19 protein-coding genes are annotated in these 18,588 nt (G+C 74.0%); 8 read left to right on the top strand and 11 right to left on the bottom strand.

Annotation, left to right across the window (positions count from 1 at the left end; all coding sequences use genetic code 11):
• Window positions 1–75: 75 nt before the first annotated feature.
• From AB0F11_RS34470 to AB0F11_RS34455, 4 genes are all read left to right on the top strand, one after another.
• Complete coding sequence (locus tag AB0F11_RS34470) at window positions 76–522, top strand: SRPBCC family protein (RefSeq protein WP_362182606.1); 447 nt, start codon at window positions 76–78, stop codon at window positions 520–522.
• The gene (locus AB0F11_RS34465; protein WP_362182603.1) at window positions 509–2,140 is read left to right on the top strand and encodes an NAD(P)/FAD-dependent oxidoreductase; all 1,632 of its coding nucleotides are present in this window, start codon (window positions 509–511) and stop codon (window positions 2,138–2,140) included. Before AB0F11_RS34470 ends, AB0F11_RS34465 begins: the two co-directional genes overlap by 14 nt.
• An 8-nt stretch (window positions 2,141–2,148) precedes the next feature.
• On the top strand, window positions 2,149–2,664 hold the full coding sequence (locus AB0F11_RS34460) for a DUF6098 family protein (protein ID WP_362182601.1): 516 nt from the start codon (window positions 2,149–2,151) through the stop codon (window positions 2,662–2,664).
• 139 nt (window positions 2,665–2,803) lie between these two features.
• On the top strand, window positions 2,804–4,270 hold the full coding sequence (locus AB0F11_RS34455; RefSeq protein WP_362182598.1) for an ornithine decarboxylase: 1,467 nt from the start codon (window positions 2,804–2,806) through the stop codon (window positions 4,268–4,270).
• A gap of 34 nt (window positions 4,271–4,304) precedes the next feature.
• Here the strand turns inward: AB0F11_RS34455 and AB0F11_RS34450 are convergent, their stop codons facing one another.
• From AB0F11_RS34450 to AB0F11_RS34430, 5 genes are all read right to left on the bottom strand, one after another.
• Window positions 4,305–5,702 carry a M20/M25/M40 family metallo-hydrolase gene (locus tag AB0F11_RS34450; RefSeq protein WP_362182595.1) on the bottom strand — a complete coding sequence of 466 codons (1,398 nt, stop codon included), beginning with the start codon at window positions 5,700–5,702 and terminating at the stop codon, window positions 4,305–4,307.
• Window positions 5,699–6,115, bottom strand: a complete 417-nt coding sequence (locus AB0F11_RS34445) for a hypothetical protein (protein WP_362182593.1) — start codon at window positions 6,113–6,115, stop codon at window positions 5,699–5,701. The genes AB0F11_RS34450 and AB0F11_RS34445 overlap by 4 nt, the downstream gene beginning before the upstream one ends.
• 101 nt (window positions 6,116–6,216) lie before the next feature.
• A complete protein-coding gene (locus tag AB0F11_RS34440) occupies window positions 6,217–6,519 on the bottom strand; it encodes a WhiB family transcriptional regulator (RefSeq protein ID WP_362182590.1) in 303 nt (100 codons plus the stop codon).
• Window positions 6,520–6,632: 113 nt separating this feature from the next.
• Complete coding sequence (locus AB0F11_RS34435) at window positions 6,633–7,139, bottom strand: flavin reductase family protein (protein ID WP_362182587.1); 507 nt, start codon at window positions 7,137–7,139, stop codon at window positions 6,633–6,635.
• A gap of 18 nt (window positions 7,140–7,157) precedes the next feature.
• A complete protein-coding gene (locus tag AB0F11_RS34430; RefSeq protein WP_362182584.1) occupies window positions 7,158–7,724 on the bottom strand; it encodes a DUF6328 family protein in 567 nt (188 codons plus the stop codon).
• Window positions 7,725–7,803: 79 nt separating this feature from the next.
• Between AB0F11_RS34430 and AB0F11_RS34425 the strand changes: the two genes are divergently transcribed.
• The gene (locus AB0F11_RS34425) at window positions 7,804–8,670 is read left to right on the top strand and encodes an SDR family NAD(P)-dependent oxidoreductase (protein ID WP_362182582.1); all 867 of its coding nucleotides are present in this window, start codon (window positions 7,804–7,806) and stop codon (window positions 8,668–8,670) included.
• Between the two features lie 64 nt (window positions 8,671–8,734).
• On the opposite strand, the gene glpK is transcribed toward AB0F11_RS34425, so the two are convergent.
• The 3 genes from glpK to AB0F11_RS34410 form a co-directional block, all read right to left on the bottom strand.
• On the bottom strand, window positions 8,735–10,252 hold the full coding sequence (gene glpK / locus AB0F11_RS34420) for a glycerol kinase GlpK (RefSeq protein ID WP_362182580.1): 1,518 nt from the start codon (window positions 10,250–10,252) through the stop codon (window positions 8,735–8,737).
• 20 nt (window positions 10,253–10,272) lie between these two features.
• Window positions 10,273–11,121 (bottom strand): MIP/aquaporin family protein, encoded by an 849-nt coding sequence (locus AB0F11_RS34415; protein WP_362182577.1) that lies wholly within the window; start codon window positions 11,119–11,121, stop codon window positions 10,273–10,275.
• Between the two features lie 227 nt (window positions 11,122–11,348).
• Window positions 11,349–12,752, bottom strand: a complete 1,404-nt coding sequence (locus tag AB0F11_RS34410) for an SMI1/KNR4 family protein (RefSeq protein ID WP_362182574.1) — start codon at window positions 12,750–12,752, stop codon at window positions 11,349–11,351.
• Window positions 12,753–12,817: 65 nt separating this feature from the next.
• Here AB0F11_RS34410 and AB0F11_RS34405 point away from each other — a divergent pair, with 65 nt between their 5' ends.
• On the top strand, window positions 12,818–13,339 hold the full coding sequence (locus tag AB0F11_RS34405; RefSeq protein ID WP_362182571.1) for an HAD domain-containing protein: 522 nt from the start codon (window positions 12,818–12,820) through the stop codon (window positions 13,337–13,339).
• Window positions 13,340–13,364: 25 nt separating this feature from the next.
• Here the strand turns inward: AB0F11_RS34405 and AB0F11_RS34400 are convergent, their stop codons facing one another.
• Window positions 13,365–14,186 (bottom strand): M4 family metallopeptidase, encoded by an 822-nt coding sequence (locus tag AB0F11_RS34400; protein WP_362182569.1) that lies wholly within the window; start codon window positions 14,184–14,186, stop codon window positions 13,365–13,367.
• A gap of 204 nt (window positions 14,187–14,390) precedes the next feature.
• Here AB0F11_RS34400 and AB0F11_RS34395 point away from each other — a divergent pair, with 204 nt between their 5' ends.
• Together AB0F11_RS34395 and AB0F11_RS34390 are read left to right on the top strand one after the other, a co-directional pair.
• The gene (locus AB0F11_RS34395) at window positions 14,391–15,596 is read left to right on the top strand and encodes a low temperature requirement protein A (protein ID WP_362182566.1); all 1,206 of its coding nucleotides are present in this window, start codon (window positions 14,391–14,393) and stop codon (window positions 15,594–15,596) included.
• A gap of 116 nt (window positions 15,597–15,712) precedes the next feature.
• Window positions 15,713–16,135 (top strand): ATP-binding protein, encoded by a 423-nt coding sequence (locus AB0F11_RS34390; RefSeq protein WP_362182563.1) that lies wholly within the window; start codon window positions 15,713–15,715, stop codon window positions 16,133–16,135.
• A 16-nt stretch (window positions 16,136–16,151) separates the two neighbouring features.
• Here AB0F11_RS34390 and AB0F11_RS34385 read toward each other — a convergent pair whose 3' ends face one another.
• Entirely contained in the window at window positions 16,152–17,249 is a 1,098-nt protein-coding gene (locus tag AB0F11_RS34385) for a DUF5954 family protein (protein WP_362182560.1), read from the bottom strand.
• A gap of 32 nt (window positions 17,250–17,281) precedes the next feature.
• Complete coding sequence (locus AB0F11_RS34380) at window positions 17,282–18,295, bottom strand: adenosine kinase (RefSeq protein WP_362182557.1); 1,014 nt, start codon at window positions 18,293–18,295, stop codon at window positions 17,282–17,284.
• Window positions 18,296–18,588: the final 293 nt, after the last annotated feature.

Genomic DNA, 18,588 nt, shown 5'->3' with positions numbered 1-18,588 from the left:
CCATCCGAAGGCGACGGGGCGACGAGCAGGCCCGAGCCGGCCCCGGCGGCACCGAGAGACGTGCGGGAGGCATCCATGGCAGTGCAGCACCGACTTGTACGTTGCCGGCCCGACCGGGTGTGGGAGGTCCTCGGCGACGGCAACCGGTACGCGTCGTGGGTCGTGGGCACGCACGACGCTCGCGAGGAGGACGGCCGGTGGCCGCGGGAGGGAGCCGTGCTGCGCTACCGGCTGAAGCTCGGCCCCTTCACCTACGACGGCCGCACCGTCGTACGCATACACCGGCCGCCGGAGCGGATCGAACTCGAGGCCATGGCGGGCGGCTACGGGAGCGCCCGGATCGCCATCGAAGTGGTGCCCTGGGGCGCGGACACACTGGTCGTCCTCGACGAACACCCGCTGCGCGGCCGGGGATTCAGCGTCCACCACGCGGCCATCGACGCCGTCGCCCAGCTGCGCCACCGCGGCATGCTGGCCCGGCTGGCCCGCGAGTGCGAGGACGGCGACGGTGGCGGATCCTGACGCGGTGGTCATCGGCGCCGGCCCGAACGGGCTGGTGGCCGCCAACCTCCTGGCCGACGCCGGGTGGCAGGTCCTCGTCCTGGAGGCGCAGCCCGAGCCGGGCGGCGCGGTCCGCAGCGACCGGGGGCTCGACCCGGCCTACGTCCACGACATGTTCAGCGCCTTCTACCCGCTCGCGGCGGCGTCCCCCGTGATCCGGCAGCTGCACCTGGAACGCCACGGACTGCGCTGGAGCCGGGCGCCCGCCGCCGTCGCCCACCCCCTGACCGACGGGCGCTGCGCCGTCCTCGCCGCGGACGTAGGGCGCACGGCGGACTCGCTGGAGTCCTTCGCGCCCGGCGACGGGGCCGCATGGGAAGGCCTCTACGCGCTGTGGCAGCGGATCGGCGACGACCTGCTGGACTGCCTCTTCACCCCCTTCCCGCCGGCCCGTGCCGGACTGCGGCTCGCGGCCCGCCTCGGCTACGCCGACGGGCTGCGCGTGGCGCGCACCATGCTCCTGCCGGCCCGAAGGCTCGGCGAGGAGCACTTCGGCGGGGAGGGCGCACGCCTGCTGCTCGCGGGCAATGCCCTCCACGCCGACCTCGGCCCCGAATCGGCCCTCGGGGGCGGCTTCGGCTGGCTGATGTGCATGCTCGGCCAGGCGTACGGCTTCCCGGTGCCCCGGGGCGGCGCGCAGGCCCTGACCGACGCGCTCGTACGGCGGCTCACGGCGCGCGGGGGCGTCCTGCGGTGCGGCCAGGCGGTGACGGAAGTCGAGGTGAGCGGCGGGCGGGCCGCGGCCGTGCGCACCGCGGACGGCACCCGGGTGCCGGCGCGGCGGGCCGTGCTGGCCGATGTCCCGGCCCCGCTGCTGTACCGGCGGCTCCTGCCGCAGGACCAGCTGCCCGCGCGGCTGCGGACCGACCTCGACCGCTTCCAGTGGGACTTCGCCACCGTCAAGGTCGACTGGGCCCTGTCCCGGCCCATCCCGTGGCGGTCGGAGGGCCCGTGCACGGCCGGGACGGTGCATCTGGCCGACAGCGTGGACGAACTCACCCTGTTCTCCGCCCAGATCGCCATGCGGCAGGTCCCGCGGACGCCCTTCGCCGTGCTGGGCCAGATGACCACGGCCGATGCCAGCCGCTCGCCTTCGGGGACCGAGTCCGCCTGGGCCTACACCCACGTCCCGCAGGACATCGCCGGCGACGCGGGCGAGGACGGCATCACCGGCCGGTGGGACGAGCGGGAGAAGGAGGCCATCGCCGACCGGATGGAGGCCCAGGTCGAGCGGTACGCCCCCGGGTTCCGCGCGACGATCGGCGCCCGGCGCGTCCTCGCCCCGCCCGATCTCGAACGCCTCGATCCCGCACTCGTCGGCGGCGCGGTCAACCAGGGCACCACCAACCTGCACCAGCAGCTGCTGTTCCGCCCGGTACCGGGCACCGGGCGTCCCACCACGCACGTACGCGGGCTCTACCTCGCGTCGGCGACCGCCCACCCCGGGGGCGGCGTCCACGGCGCCCCCGGTGCCAACGCAGCCCGTACCGCCCTGCGCGCGGCCCGCGCCCTCCCCCGGCTGCGCCGTCACCGGTGCGCATCCGCAGCGAAGGGGCATCCGACGGCCGGGACGGTGTAGCCGCCGTCATGGACCATGCGGACCGGCACCGGGACCGGATCCGGCGCGGGGACCGGGACCCGGATCGCAGCGGGGGCCGGGACCGCAGCGGTGCGATGCCGACGGTCGGCTCGCTCGACGAACTCGTGGGCCTGCTCGCCTCCGGGCGTGGCCTGTACGTGCGCCGGCCGGTTGGCCCGGACGCCGACCTGCCCGGCCTCTCCAGCCGCGACGAGCTCACCGGCGCGCAGCTGCCCGGGCTGTCGGCTGGTCCGCTGGACGCCGAGCCGTGGTGGGGCGACCGGCCGCTGCGGAGGTGGGCGGCGCGCCGGCTGCACGACTACGCGCACCTGCCGCGCGTGCGGGACGGCCGGGTGCGCCCGTGGCTGCTGCGCGGCAGCGAGGCCGGCCGCGGGCCCGACAACGAGCCGCTGGTGCACGAGGTGGAACCGATCGGCTGGATCGACCCGCGGGTCGTCGCCGAGGCCGACGCCGAGATCACCCGGCAGAGCAGGCCGTGGGGACCGCTCGACCGGCACGGCTGAGTCCGCCGGCCACCGCCGGCCACCGCCAGCGGCCGGCGTTTCCGACTGCTACGGCAGGCAAGAAGCAGGGAGCACCGGCAGTGCCGCTCGCCCGCGGGCGGCTCCCGGCCGGTGCCGTCGACCGCCGATGGGAGAAACCATGGACCACTCACGTGCCCCGGTACTCGAAGCGCTGCAGGAGTTCAGGCGCCGCAACGACATCGTGTACGGGCCGCCCGGCCACAAGCAGGGCCGCGGGGCCGACCCCAGGGTGGTGGACGTCGTCGGACGGGACGTGTTCCGCTCGGACGTGCTCATGCTCAACGGCCTCGACGACCGCCGGCAGTCCCGGGGGGTGCTGGAACAGGCCCAGGAGCTGATGGCCGATGCCGTCGGCGCCGAGCACGCCTTCTTCTCCACCTGTGGCAGCTCCCTGTCCGTCAAGACGGCCATGCTCGCCGTTGCCGGGCCCGGCGAGAAGCTGCTGCTCTCCCGCAACGCGCACAAGTCCGTGATCGCGGCCGTCGTCGTCAACGGGGTCGTACCGGTCTGGGTCCACCCGAAGTTCGACGGGGAGCGCCATCTGGCCCACCCGCCGGAGCCCGACGACGTACGGAGCCGCCTCCAGGAGCACCCCGACGCCAAGGGCATGCTGCTCATCACCCCCACCGACTGGGGCACGTGCGCGGACGTCCGGGGCGTCGCCCGGGTGTGCCACGAGTTCGACGTGCCGCTCATCGTGGACGAGGCCTGGGGCGCCCATCTGCCCTTCCACCCGGAGCTGCCGCCCTGGGGCATGTTCCACGAGGCGGACCTGGTCGTCACCAGCGTGCACAAGATGGGCGGTGCGATCGAGCAGAGCTCCGTCTTCCACCTCCAGCACCAGCGTGTCTCGCCCGAGGTCCTCAAGCAGCGCGAGGACCTGCTCGGCACCACCAGTGCCTCCCCGCTCGTCTACGCCACGCTGGACGGCTGGCGCCGCCAGATGGCCGAGCACGGCCGGGAGCTGCTGGAGGTGGCGATCCGCCGCGCGCAGCGCATCCGCAAGGAGGTCGCGGAGCTGCCCGGGCTGCGGGTGATGGACCGCGAGGTGGTCCGGGAGGGGCTCGCCGCGGACCTCGACCCCCTGAAGATCGTGATCGACGTGCGGGAGCTGGGCGTGAGCGGGATGCAGGCCTGCGAATGGCTGCGGGCGAACCGGCACGTCGACGTCGGGGGTTCGGACACCTGCCGGATCAGCGCCTCCATCACGCACGCCGACGACGACCGGACCGAGGAGATCCTGCTGTCCGCGCTGCGGGCGCTGGTCGACGCCGCGGACTCCATCGCGGCCCGTTCGCCGGTGCGCCTGCCCAAGCCGGCGGCGCTGGAGCTGGAACAGGCGATGCGGCCGCGCGACGCGTTCTTCGCCGAGGTGGAGCACGTCCCGGCGGAGCGGGCCGCCGGGCGGGTCTCGGCCGAGTCGGTCAGTCCGTACCCGCCCGGAGTGCCGGTGATCGCGCCGGGGGAGGTCATCACGGAGGAAGTGGTGGACTACCTGCGCAGCGGCGTCGAGCACGGCGTGCTCGTCCCGGACGCGGCCGACCCGTCGGTACGGACCCTCCGCGTCGTGGCGCGGGCCGCCTGAGCGCAGTGGCCCGGCGGTCAGCGGTCGGCGGTGCTCAGCCGACGGCGGCCAGTTCCCCCAGGAAGCGGGCCAGGGCGCGGATCCCCAGCCGGAGCGCTTCGATCTCGACGCTTTCGTCGGGGCCGTGCCAGCGGTCGGCGGGCAGGCCGGTCCCGAAGAAGAGCACCGGGGCGTCGCAGGCACGGGCCAGTTGGGCGGCGGGAGCGGCCCCGCCGTTGCCGATGGGGCGGGCCGGGGCTCCGTAGGCGTGGCCGACCGCCCGGGTGAGGGCCGCGAGCGCGGGATGGTCCGGGGGTGTCCGGTACGGGTCGGAGCTGGTCGGGGAGATGTCGAGGGCGTAGCGGTACCCGGGCCGGCGCCGGGCCTCCAGCCAGGCGCGCAGCTGCTCGGCGACCCGGTCCGCGCGTTGGTCGGGTACGAGCCGCAACAGCAGCTCCGCCCCGGCCTCCGGCGGGATGAGGCCGAGGGAGGGCATGTCGGTGCGGCCTGCCGTGAGGCGGGCGACCTCGGCGGAGGGCCGGATCCACAGGCGTTCCGGAACGCTGAACCCGGCCTCGCCCTCGGCTGCGAAGGTCCCGGTCTGCGCCAGCCAGGCTCCCGTGTCGAAGGGGAGGTCCGCCAGTGATTCCCGCAGGGCCGCACCGGGGCCGGCCACCGCGCCGTAGAAGCCGGGGAGGGTGATCCGGCCGCTGTCGTCGTGGAGGGCGCCGAGCAGCCGGCACAGTTCGGTGGCCGCGTTGGAGGCGGCCCCGGAGACGGCCCCGCTGTGGATGCCCCGTTCGGCGCCCCGGACCGTGAGGGACGCGGTGACGGAGCCGCGGACCGTGGTGCAGACGGCCGACCGGTCCAGGGACCAGAGCATGGTGTCGGAGATCATGGCCACATCGGCGGCGAGTTCGCCGGAGTGCTCCGCCAGCAGGTCGGCCAGGTGCACGGAGCCGATCTCCTCCTCGCCCTCGATCAGGTACTTCACCGTGACGGCGGGAGCGGTGCGGCCGGCGCCGCTGCCGCCGGCTGCCAGGTGGGCGCGCAGGGCCCACAGGTGGCACAGGACCTGCCCCTTGGCGTCGGAAGCGCCCCGCCCGTACAGCCGACCGCCACGCCTCAGCGGGCGGAACGGCGGGGTCTGCAGCCACTCGCCGGGATCGGCGGCGTGGACGTCGTGGTGGCTGTAGACGAGCAGGACGGGCGCCCCGGGATCGGCGGCGGGCCAGCAGCCGTAGACCGCGGGCAGACCCTCTGTCTCCCACACCTCGCTCCGGGGGACGCCCAGCCCCCGCATGGCGTCCGCGAGCCACCGCGCGGACCGCCCCACCTCCGCGGCGCACTCCGGGTCCGAGGACACCGAGGGCATGCCCACCCACTCCGCCAGGGTCCCCACCGCCGCCGCTCCGAGGGGGTCGTGCCGTACGGCGGAGTCCGGGGCGGTCATGTCCGGCGGCCGCCCGCCCCCCGCTTCCGGCAGGCGGGCGAGGCCTTCCACCAGGCGGCCAGCCAGGCCGCCTCCTTCGCGGCGTCCATCAGGTACGTGGCGGGGATCCGCCGGCGCGGTACGTAGACCAGGTCGATGGCCAGGAACGTCAGCGCCGTGCCGATACCGGTGCGGCGGGCGTGGCGCACGCCCTCGGGGCCGGGGTCGGCGAGCAGCATGCCGAGGCCCGCCGAGGCCAGCAGGGCGCCGCTCGTCTTCTGCAGCCAGCCGTCGGTTTTGCGGCCGTAGACCTGCTCGAAGGTCCGCAGGGAGAGCAGCGGCCACAGGCCGCCCACCAGGTTGAACAGGCCCTGCGCCCGCGCCACGTCCAGGGGACGGGGACCGGGGCGGGGACGGGGTCGGGGACGGTGCATGACCGCCTCCTCTGCATCGGGTGCCTCTTTGCTGTGCGCGTGCCCCGGCAGAGGACTTCCACACCGGCCGGGGGCCGGGCGGTCGTCGGGTGCGCCCGCCCTCACACCGCGCCGGTGCCGGAGTGCTCCGCTGCCGGGCCGAGCAGGCCGCGGCGCTCCTCCTCGGTGAGGCCGCCCCACACCCCGTACGGCTCGCGGGTGCGCAGTGCGTGATCCAGGCAGGCCCGGCGCACCGGGCACCGCGCGCAGATCCGCTTGGCCGCCGCGTCGCGGTCCTCGCGTTCCTCGCCGCGCTCGCCGTACGGATGGAAGAAGGGGCCCGAGCCCCACGACCGGCAGGCTGCCCGCTGCTGCCACTGCCAGTGGTGCAGCGCCGCTCCGGGAAGCCGCCTGACGTCACTCATCGCGGACCGTCCTTTCTTCGTGTGCCCGGGGCCGTCCCCGGGATCGACTGCATGGACCGCGTTGCGTCTGACCGCTGCCCCGCCGCTGAAACGTCCCGGCGGATGACGGTCCGTCAGGCGGGGTGGCCGGCTTCGATGGTGCGCACATCGCGGAAGCGCAGCGGCGGAGCCGGCGGGTCCGGCAGGTGTGCGGGAGGGGACTGGTCCACCGGGGCCAGCAGGAAGGCCTCGTGGTCGCCGCCCGCGACGACCGCCTCGATCCGCCCGGTGAACCAGTCGACCACGTCCGACAGCACGGGGCTGCCCTCGCGGCCGGCACGCCAGTCGACCCGGGCGAACTTGTCCACGGTGTCGCCGGTCCGGCCTCCGAAGAGCCGCGCCAGTGCCTGCTGGTCCCGGCGCAGCAGGTGCACGGTCAGGTACCGGGCGCGGCGCGCCACCGCGTGGGTGTGGTTCGCGGTGGACAGCCACACGGCGAAGCGGGGCGGATCGATCGAGCACTGCGAGGCGAAGCCGACCAGGCAGCCGGCCCGCCGCCCGTCCGCGGCGGCCGTGACCACGTACATCGGGCCGTCCAGGGCGGTGGTGAAGGCACCGAGGTCGATGTCCGGCTCCTGCATGCCCGGCTCCCTCCCGTGTCAGACGCCGTGCGGTGACTGCGCCCGGGCCGCCGCCCTGCGCCGCAGCCTGAGCGGGAGGACGTACCAGCACAGGCAGAACCACAGCATGACCGTGGCGACGACGACGGGCGCGAGCAGGCGGGGCATGACCACGTCCAGGATGAGCAGCAGGGTGCTCCCGATGGTCAGGGCGAGGAGCACGATGCCGCAGGCCATCATGCGCCCGGCGGCCTCCACCACCTCGTGTTTCATACGCAGACCGCACAGGCACCGGTGGATCGCGACCGGTGCGATCAGCGCGGCGGTCGAGGACGCCCCGAGCACCAGGGTGATCACGTACAGGACGCGGTCGAACCCCGTCACGGTGTGGAACCGGGAGCTGAACGCGATGCTCAGCAGCAGCCCGAAGAGAATCTGCCCGCCGGTCTGCGCCACGCGGGTCTCCTGGAGGATCTCGGCCCAGCGCCGGTTCACCCGCTCCCGGGCGCCCTCCGGCGGGCCGCTCTCCACGGACGGCCCCGAGGGCGGCACGGGCGGGCTCGCGGGACGGGCCGTGGTGGATCTCGGGGGCAGTGTGCTGGTCATGGCGTCCTCCCTGGACGCGCAGCGTCTACCCGGCCCGGGTCCCCGTATGCGAGCCGACAGCAGGGGGAGGCGCGGACGTATGACTCCCGTCAATGCGCTGGCGCTCGTCACGGGCGCTTCGAGCGGTATCGGTTACGCGTTGGCCCGGCAGTTCGTGGAGCACGGCTACGACGTGGTCATCGCGGCGGAGGACGACAGGCTGGCCGAGGTGGCCGCCGAGCTGGGCTCCTGCGGGAGCCGGGTGCATCCCGCGCAGGTGGACCTCGCCGGCTACGAGGGCGTGGAGCAGCTCGTGTCGGAGCTCGAGGCCCTGCGGCGGCCGCTGGCGGCCGCGGCCCTGAACGCGGGCATCGGCCGGGGCGGCGCCTTCCTGGACACCCGTCTCGCCGACGAGTTGCGGATCATCGACCTGAACGTCACGTCCACCGTCCACCTGGCCAAGCGGCTGCTGCCGCCGATGGTCGAGGACGGCGCGGGCAGGCTGCTCATCACGTCCTCGATCGCGTCGACGATGCCCGGGCCCTTCCAGGCGGTCTACAACGCCTCGAAGTCCTTCCTGCAGTCCTTCGCGCAGGCCCTGCAGGAGGAGTTGAAGGACACGGGCGTGACGGTCACCTCGCTCATGCCGGGCCCGACGGACACCGACTTCTTCCGTCGCGCGGGCATGCTCGACACGAAGGTCGGCCGGTCGGAGAAGGACGATCCGGCGCAGGTCGCCTGCCAGGCCTACGAGGCCATGACGTCCGGCAAGGACAAGATCATCGCGGGTTCCCTCAAAACCAGGGCCCACGGCATCGCCAACCACGTGCTGCCCGACCGGATGAAGGCGGCCGCCCACCGGCGCATGGCCGAACCGGGCACTGGTGAGGGTGAGGGCGACGGCAGCGGGCACGGCCGCGGCCGCGGCAAGGGCAACGGCAACGGCAACGGCAAGCGCCCGGAGTGAAGCCGCCGGTCGGCGGGCCGACCGGCGGCTGTTCGGGCGATTGCCGGTGTCCGGCAGCGGGCGGTTACTCGACCTTGGCCCAGTCGAGGGTGCGCTCCACCGCCTTCTTCCAGCCCGCGTACCCCTCCGCGCGCTGCTCCTCGGACCACCGGGGCTCCCAGCGCTTGGACTCCTGCCAGTGGGTGCGCAGCTCGTCCGTGTCCCGCCAGAAGCCCGTGGCCAGGCCGGCGGCGTAGGCGGCGCCCAGCGCGGTCGTCTCGGCGACGACCGGACGGCTGACCGGTACGCCGAGGACATCGGCCTGGATCTGCATGCACAGGTCGTTGGCGGTCACGCCGCCGTCCACCTTGAGCACGTCGAGGTGGACGCCCGAGTCCTGCTCCATGGCCTCCACCACGTCGCGGCTCTGGTAGCAGATGGCTTCCAGGGTGGCCCGCGCCAGGTGGCCGTTGTCGTGGTAGCGGGCGAGGCCGACGATCGCGCCGCGGGCGTCGGAGCGCCAGTACGGGGCGAACAGGCCGGAGAAGGCGGGCACGAAGTAGATGCCGCCGCTGTCCTCGACGGTTCCGGCCAGGCGCTCGGTCTCGGCGGCGTCGGTGATGATCTTCAGCTGGTCGCGCAGCCATTGGACCGCGGAGCCGGTGACGGCGATGGAGCCCTCGAGGGCGTAGACCGCCGGCTGGCCCGCGAACTGGTAGGCCACGGTGGTGAGGAGGCCGTGCTGGGACCGGACCAGTTCGGTGCCGGTGTTGAGCACCAGGAAGTTGCCGGTGCCATAGGTGTTCTTGGCCTCTCCCGGGGCGAAGCAGACCTGGCCGACCGTGGCCGCCTGTTGGTCGCCGAGCACCCCGGTGATGGGGATGGCGGCCCGCAGGGGCCGGGAGGTGCGGGCCTGTCCGTACGCCTCGGGGTGGGAGGAGGGGTTGATGGTCGGCAGCATCGCCCGCGGCACGCCGAAGAAGCCCAGGAGCTCGTCGTCCCAGTCGAGGGTCTCCAGGTCCATGAGCATGGTGCGGCTGGCGTTGGTGACGTCGGTGGCGTGGATGCCGCCCTCGGGACCGCCGGTGAGGTTCCACAGCACCCAGCAGTCGGTGTTGCCGAAGAGGGCGTGTCCCTGCTCGGCGGCTTCGCGGACTCCGTCGACGTTCTCCAGGATCCACTGGATCTTGCCGCCGGAGAAGTAGGTCGCCGGCGGCAGCCCCGCCTTGCGCCGGATCACGTCACCCTGCCCCGAGCGATCCAGCGCTGCCGCGATGGAGTCGGTACGGGTGTCCTGCCAGACGATGGCGTTGTAGTAGGGGCGGCCGGTGCGCGGGTCCCAGACGACGGTCGTCTCGCGCTGGTTGGTGATACCGATGGCCGCCAGGTCGGTCGCGGAAAGGTTTCCGTGCCGCAGGGCGTTCTGGATCACGGAGTTGGTGCGTTCCCAGATCTCGACCGGGTCGTGCTCGACCCATCCCGAGCGGGGCAGGATCTGGGAGTGCTCCAACTGGTGCCTGGCCACCTCGTTGCCCGCATGGTCGAAGATCATAAAACGGGTACTGGTGGTCCCCTGGTCCACTGCGCCGACGAAGTCAGCCATGGGTTGCCGCCTCTCTTCGGTCAGCTCTCGTCCGGTGCCGGCACCCGTCCGGGCGGCTCCGGCTCGGCGGTCGGCAGGAACCGGCCGATGAGCAACTTGTACAGACCCGCTCCCAACAGACCGCCGATGAACGGACCGACGATCGGCACCCAGAAGTAGAAGTTCCCGTACTGGTCGCGCCACGCTCCGCCGTACCCGGTGAGGAAGCTGGCCAGCCTGGGGCCGAAGTCGCGTGCCGGGTTGATGGCGTAGCCCGCGTCGGTGCCCCAGGCCATGCCGATCGCGACCACGATGAGGCCGACGATGAACGGGCCGAGGTTGGCGCCGGGCGGTGTGCTGAGCAGGTCCGTGACCGCGAAGATCAGCAGGAGCAGAATCGCGGTGCCGATGATCTGGTCGCGCAGCGCGCCCCATTCGGTCACCGGCAGGTTCGTGTTGCCGTTGGCAGGCAGCGTGGAGAAGACGCCCTGCGTCTTGATGGTGTGGGTGGGGTCCACCTTGGCCAGTGCCTCGGTGTAGTTCCACCGCACGATGAGGGCGGCCACGAAGGCCCCGGCCACCTGGGCCACCGCGTACGGGGCCACGCGCCTCCACGGGAACCCCTTGAAGGCCGCCAGTGCAACCGTGACCGCGGGATTGAGGTGAGCACCGCTCAGCCTGGCGGCGACGTACACGCCGAGGGTGACGCCGAGGCCCCAGGCCCAGGCGATGCTGTCGTGGTTGCCGAGCCCGCCCTTCGGATCGGTGAGGCCGCCACCGGCGACCACTTGGGCCACCACGCCGCAGCCGAAGAGGATAAGGATCATGGTTCCGGCGAATTCCGCCGATAGCTCGCCGATCAGCCCCGATCTTTTGAGCCGCTCAGCCATCGGTACCCGCTTCCCGCCGGCCAGGGACCGGCCGTCGACTGCCCCGAGTCGTCTAGCGACATCGTAAGTCCGGCAAGGGCATCGGGCGCGGTCACGAGGCGGCGCCCCACCGGCACGCCGCCTCCCGTCGGTTGCAACTGCGATCTCGGCGATGCCCGCATCTCCGCCCGACTTCGGCCGTGGGGTTGCGGAACGAAACGAGCGGCCGGTGGCTGCTTCCTCCGGTGCTACCCCACGGGGCCGAGGTCCCCTTCCAGGACCGTTTGGATGATGCGGGGCCGGTCCCAGAGGGCGAGGATCTCGTTGGCGAGGGCGACGACGGGGAGGGGGTCCTGGTCGCCGTGCACCTCGATGGCGGCGGCCGACAGGGTACGGGGGACGGCTCCGGCGTCGAGGAGCACGCGCCATTCCTGCGGGCCGAGCTCCAGATACTCCAGCCCCTCGAGCCCGGCGATTTCGAGGGGGTCGGCGAGGGTGCCGGGGTAGGCGGTGAGGGTCCGCAGGCGGGGTAGGCCGGTGACGGGGGCGAGGCTGAGCGGATCGCCGTCCCACACCCCGATGGCCAGGACCTCCAAGCCGGGGTGGGCGGCGGCCTCGATGCTCCGCAGGCTCGCGATGTTGACCCGGGCCACGGGGTCCGGCCGCTCCCCGCGGCGGGTGGGACGGTCCTGGTTCAGGCGGTTCAGCACCAGGTCGGTGAGGGAGTCGGCCACGAGCTCCGCGCCGACGCTCTCCTCGTGGCCCAGCATGATGACCTGCCCGACGTGACCGCCCGGGCCGGGCGTCAGGTCCACCGCCAGCCGGTCCCCGCCGCCGTTGTCCCCGAAGGCGATCCAGCCGGGCGACCCGACCAGGCCCTGCACCGCGGCCCCGGGAGGGGTGACGACCGCCTTCGTCGCCGCGAACTCCCAGCGGCAGCCGCGGGACGGCGCGTCGGCGACGTACAGGTCGTCCAGGCCGAAGAGCTCACAGCCCACCGCCATGCATTCGCGCATGCCGGCCTCGTCGTCGTCGCCCCAGTCCTCCCAACGGGCCCGGGTCACCCGGTAGAGCGCCTTGAGTTCGGCGGGCAGCGTGATGCCGAGGCGCGCTTCGGCGGCGGCGAGCTCCTCCTCCGTCGCGCCGGTCGCGCCGGGCAACCGCTCGCGCAGCGTCCGCTCCAGCAGCTCCGGGTCCGCCGTGGGGGCCGGCGCCGCCTCGGGTACGGGATCGGGGAGGCGGCGCCAGGGTTCGGGAAGGGCGCCCTCCACCAGGAGGAGCGCTCCCGGGTGCGGGGTGCCGATGCCGGGCAGCACGGCGGGGCTGGGCGCGAACAGGCGCAGCGCGGTCTTCCCGTCCGGCGAGACCTGCGCCGTGAACGAGACGTCGTCGACGCCGGCCTCCGCGAGGGCGCTCTGCACCCGGTTCACCGCGTCGAGCTCGTCCTGCATGTCCTCGGTCTGCAGGGCGCGGCCCGGCGGCGGCTGGCGGCGCTGGAGGGCCAGGCTCCAGCCGTGCCGGCCGATACGCCCCGCGACGCGGGCCGGTCGGGCGGCGCGCCGGTCGGCGTTGCCGGCCAGCAGCAGCCGCAACACCGGCTCCCAGGTGGCGAACCGGAGTATCGGGGGCGGGGTCGGCATCTGATCAACCATGCGCAGACCGTACGGCAGGCCACTGACAGCCGTGGCCACGGGACGGGGGCCGCTATCGTGCCGGTGTGACCGGTACCGGCCTGCCTCCGCTGCTGTTTCTCGACGTTGACGGACCTCTCGTCCCCTTCGGCGGGACCCCCGAGGAGTATCCGGTCCATGCGACGGGCGTCGCAGAGCTCGACGCCGAGGCGAATCCCCTCCTGACCCGGATCGATCCGCAGCACGGCGCGCGGCTGGCGGCGCTGCGGTGCGAGATGGTCTGGGCCACCACGTGGATGGCCGACGCGAACGCATGCGTCGCCCCGCGCATCGGTCTGCCGCCGCTGCCCGTGGTGGCCTGGCCGGAACCCTCCGACCTCGATGACCAGGACGAGCGGGACGGACTGCACTGGAAGACCCGCACGCTGGTCGCGCGGGCGGCCGGGCGGCCCTTCGTCTGGGTCGACGACGAGGTCACCGGTGCCGACCGCGCCTGGGTCGCCGCCCGTCATCCGTCGGATGCGCTGCTCCACCGGGTCGATCCCCGCCGGGGGCTGACGGACCAGGACTACGCCGCCATCGGGTCCTGGCTGGCGGGCTTGCGGTGAGCCGGTCCCGGGCCTTGCTGCGCCGTCAGCGGTCGATGCCGACCGTGCTCCAGGCCTTGGCCACCGCGTCCGTCGGCCAGTCCAGGTCTCGGGCGGCGCCGAGGGTCGCGTAGCGGAAGGCGGAGAGGTTGGTGGTCCTGGAGGCGTACCCCATCAGCGCCTTGTACCAGATGCGCCCGGCCCGCTCCCAGGCGTGGCCGCCCAGTCCGGTCGCCACCAGGTAGAACGCGTGGTTGGCGATGCCGGCGTTGGCGTGGACGCCGCCGTCCCCGCCGGAGGTCTCCTCGTACGCGCTCATGTGGGCCGCCTGCCCGAAGCGGGCGGGGTCCGCGAGGGAGCCGGTGGCAGCGGTGGCCGAGGACGGCAGGCCCTGGCCGAGCAGCCAGTCCGCTTCCTCCGCCGACTGCTTCAGGTCGTACTGCTTCGCCAGGAGGCCGAAGACCTGTCCCAGCGAGACGGCGAGCGCGCCGGGCTGGCCGTACGACTCCAGCTCGGCGGTGTGCTGGATGATGCCGGCCGTGAACTGCCCGGCGACCGCCTCCAGTGCCGGGGCCCCGTCGCCGATGAGGATGCGCGAGCCCTGCCACCGGGCGGCGCCCGGCTCGGGATCGCCGGCCCGCAGGACCGCGTCCACCGGGCCTCCCCTGCCGTCGATCGCGTTGCGGCCGTACACGGTGCGGAAGAACTCCCAGGCGGCGCCGAGGGTGTCGAAGACACCGTCCACCAGCGGGTCGCCGCTCGGAGCCCCTGCCTCCGCACGCAGCAGGACCGGGCTGTCGGGGTCGGTCCGGCCGTCGAAGATCCTGCGAACCGGACGTACGGGTGCGCTGTCAGTCGTGATCGCCATGCCCGCAGGATCCAACGCCGCCCTGCCGGGGCCGCAGTACCGGGCTCGGGATCAGTCAAGTCCCCCCGGTGCACGGTGCGTTCCGCTCGGTGGGACTGTCTTTCCGGGCAAGTGGGGCCTAGGTGGGGCCTACCACCCGAATCGGCCGCCCGCCGGGCCGTACCCGCTGGACAGACCCGTCGTGCAGTTGGTGGAGTGGCCGCCATGTCGCAGCCCCACCCCGACGCCGAGCGCCGCGTCACCACCCTCGAACTCTTCTTCGACCTGGTCTTCGTCTTCACGGTCACCCAACTCACCGTGATGCTCGCGCACGACCTGACCTTCGCCACCGCCGGCCACGTGGCGCTGATCTTCACCGTCCTGTTCTGGATGTACGGCGCGTACGCCTACCTCACCAACCAAGTACCCCCGGACCGGCCCTCGCGAAGGCTGCTGCTCCTGCTCGGCATGGCCGGCTTCCTGCTCTGCGCCCTGGCGGTCCCGCACGCCTTCACCGGCACCGGTGCCGGCGTCGCCTTCGGGCTCGGCTACCTGCTGGTGGTCCTCGTCCACAGCGCCCTGTACACGCGCAGCCACGGCCGCGACGTCATCTGGTACGCGATACCCAACTCCCTCGCCGCACTGGCCGTCACCGCCGCCGGTCCGGCCGAGTCGCTGGAGGCCGACGGGCTGTGGGCGCTCGCGCTGGCGCTGCAGTTCGTGACGCCGCGCCTCGCCCAGTACGGGCCGGCCCGCCGCGACGGCCGCACCGCCGCCGAACTGCGCCTCCAGCTCGGCGGACTCGACCCCGCGCACTTCGTCGAGCGCCACGGCCTGCTGCTCATCATCGCGTTCGGCGAGTCCGTCATCGCCATCGGCATCGGGGTCGGCGACCTGCCGCTGTCGGCCGGCGTGGTGGGCGGGACGTTCCTGGCCCTGGCCCTGGCGGCCGCCCTGTGGTGGTCCTACTTCGTACGGGACGAGCACCGGGCCGAGCGCGCCTTCCGCGACACCGCCCCGCCGGAGCGGTTCGCGCTCGCGATGAACGCCTTCTACTACGCGTTCCTGCCGATGCTGCTGGGCATCGCCTGCCTGGCGGCCGGGGTGAAGAAGGTGCTCGGGCACCTCGGCGAGCCCCTGGCCACCGCCCCGGCCCTGGCCCTCGCGGGCGGGGTCGCGCTGTTCCTCGCCGGCGAGGTGGCCTTCCGGGCCTTCCTGCGGCTGACTCCGCTCGCCTACCGGGCGGCCGGGGTACCGCTCGCCCTGGCCACCGTGGAGGTCGGCCACGCGGTGTCCGGGCTGGCCCAACTGCTGGCCCTGGTCGCCGTCCTGGTGGCGATGCTGCTGGCCGAGGACCGCTGGTCCACCGACCGGTCAGCGCGGCCCGTCGCTCTCGTACCGAACCTGCCGGACGGGGATCCGGCGACCTGAAACGGGAGCCGCACCCTGCGCTCACGCAAAGTCACTCCCGGTCACGTGCATGGCCTGCGGACGTCGGGGAAGGCGCCGCGTGTCACTGAGGCCCGATCTGTACGGGAACCACTGCGATGTGCCCTTCCGCCGCCCTCAACGCCTCCGTCCGCACCTGCCGGGCCGACTTCCCACCCGGTGTGGGGGCGGGGTGCGCTCGCCGAGGCATCGGCTTCGTCCGCAGTGTCCTCGCGGAGTGGCAGCCCGGGGCTCCGCCCGAGGCCACCGCCGATGCCCTGCTCGTGGCGGCCGAGCTGCTCTCCAACGCCGTGGTGCACGGGGGCGGGCCGCAGCGGCTGGATCTCGATCTGCGGGAGGGGTGCCTGCGGATCCGCGTCACCGACGGCGACCCCAGGCCGCCCGTGTTGCGGAAGCACCGCCCGGAGGCCGTCCACGGTCACGGGCTGTTCGTCGTCGACCGGCTGGCCGTGCGCTGGGGCAGCCGCCCGACGGGCCGGGGCAAGACCGTCTGGGCCGACCTCGGTCCGGCCGCGTCCTGAGGTCCCCGGGCCCGGTTCAGTCCTCGGGGACGATGTTGCCGTCCTCGTCGAGCGGGAGGTGGATGCGCGTGGGCTCCTGGCTGTTGACGTCGGACGGGCGCGGCCCTTCCGGCCCGTCGGGGCCCCAGCGCAGCAGGCGCCGGGTGCGGACGATCCGGTAGACGGTGTCCCGGAACTCCAGCCGGTTGACGCGGCCGGCCCGGAGCCTGTCGGCGGCCTCGGCGTACTGGGCCAGCTCCGCAGCCAGCTCTGCGGCCTCCGGGTCCGGCGATGCCGCGTCGGCCGCGGCCCGGCTGCGCGCGTCGGCGTGCACGTCCATGTCGCCGGCGATCAGCCCGCGCATCCGGGGCCACGCCCACGTCAGGGCGAAGTCCAGGGACATGCGGGCGCTGTGGGCGGTCGCGTGCGGGCCGCTGACCGCCTTCCAGCCCCTCGGGGACTGCTCCACGACGGTGAACGCCGGCGGCAGGAGGAGCACGTCCGGGTGGGTCTCCAGCGCCCGCACGGAGTCGGCGAGCACGTCTTCGGGGAACCGCCGGCCGGTGTAGCACAGGCCCCGCAGGGCCAGCTGTTCCACGGCCTGGGTCGGGGTGACCGGCGCCTCCGGATCCAGCACCAGGCCGTCGTCGAGCCCGGGGCCCTTGGCTCCGCGGCTCCAGTCGGGGACGGGGGGCTCCGGGTCGGTCGGGCGGGGCTCTTCGATGCCGCCCGGGCCCGTACCCGCGTACTCCTCGGCGCGCACGATGCGGTACCGGGTCCCGGCGACGGTGAGGTCGTCGACCCGCTCGCTCTCCAGACGGGCAACCGCCGCGAGGAGTTCCCTGCGCTCCGCCCTGTCCTGCGCCTCGTCCTTCGCGCGGAACCACAGCCGGGAGTTCAGGCTGTCGCGGGCCTGCTGCGGGCAGCCCACGGTCACCGGGCTCACCACCCGCCACCGGGGCCCCTCGCCGACGCCTTGCGCCACGACCCCGAACAGCGGGCCGCGTACGACCACGTCGCCCGCGCGCGCCGCGGCGTCGACCGCGTCGGCCTCCACTGCGGCTTCCACCGGCTCCACCGGCACGCGCACCATCATCGGCCGCGATCCGCCCTGCCCCGTGTCCCCTCGGTCCATGCGGTCATCCTGCCGAGCGGGCCACGGCGCCGTCACCGAATCGCCGAATCCCCACCCTTGAGGGGGGTGCCGGTCAGGAGGGCGACCCGGGCGAGGAGTTCGGGGCGGCTGATGGCCTCGGCGCGGGTCGAGGGCACCGTACAGGCGTGGGCCCCGGCGACGGCCCCGTACAGCGCGCACCGCAGGGGGTCCTCGCCGCCGAGCCAGCCGAGCAGGAAGCCGGAGGCGAAGGCGTCGCCCGCGCCGTTGGAGTCGACCACGGGCGCCGGGGGTTCGACGGCGGGGACGTGGGTGAGCTCGCCGTCGGCCAGCAGGAGGGCGCCGTCCGCGCCGTCCGTGGCGACGGCGATCCGGGCCCGGCCCCGCGCCGCGATGTCGCGCAGGGTGCGCTCGGGGTCGGCCAGGCGGGCGGCGGAGACGAAGACGAGGTCCGCCGCGAGGGCGAACGGCTCGTGGTAGGGGTTGACGCCGTCCCAGTCGTGCAGGTCGGTGGAGACGGTGAGGCCGGCCTCCCGAAGCCAGGGCAGCGCGAGCGCACACGGGTGGCTGATCACGACGTGGGCGTGGCGGCTGCCGGCGGCGAGCGCGCGTACGGTCGCCTCGGGCAGGCGGTCGGAGTCGTGGCTGCGGGTGTCGTCGTAGAGGGAGAGCCGCCGCCCGTCGGGGCCGACCAGGTTGACGGCCCGCCGGGTGCCGCTGGGGAGCGGGACCTCGGTCAGGGGAATGCCCCGGTCGCGGTGGAGCGCGCGGACGAGGTCCCCCTCGTGGTCGTCGCCGAGCAGGTCGAGGTGGTGGGTGCGCAGTCCGAGGGCGCTCACGCCGAGGGAGACGAAGTCACCGCTCTGGCCGGCACGGGTGACGATGCCGGGCCGGATCAGGTAGCTGTCGGCGAACGGCAGCGGCAGCGCGGGGACGTGGACGATGGTGTCGACGCCGGCGCCGCCCAGCACGAGGACGTCGATGTCGGCGGTTGCGGGGGTGGCGGGGGTGTCGACGATGGCAGGGCTCTCGGCGGTGGCGGGGGTCTCGGCGGTGTCGGTGCTCATGGGCTGCTCGTCGCTCCTCTCGGCTCCGCACGGCGAGTCAAGCAGTCGGCCGGGCGCAGGGCAAGGAGGGGCGGCCTCCCCGGACGGGTGGTGATTGACTGCCCCCATGGATGCCGTACGCGGTGGTGCGCCCCCTCTTGACCCCGAACTGGACGCGGCTCTGGCCGCCTTGGGAGGCCCGGCGCGGGAGCCGCTCACCCGGAGAACCTGGCGGCCCGGCAGGAGCGGGACGCCGCGGCCCGGCCGAGGCCGACGGTACGGGAGCTCGCGGCCGACGGCCGCTTCGAGGAGGA

The sequence above is a fragment of the Streptomyces sp. NPDC032472 genome (assembly GCF_040636955.1).
Classification (GTDB): Bacteria; Actinomycetota; Actinomycetes; order Streptomycetales; family Streptomycetaceae; genus Streptomyces.
This window is presented reverse-complemented; position numbering and strand designations above follow the sequence as displayed.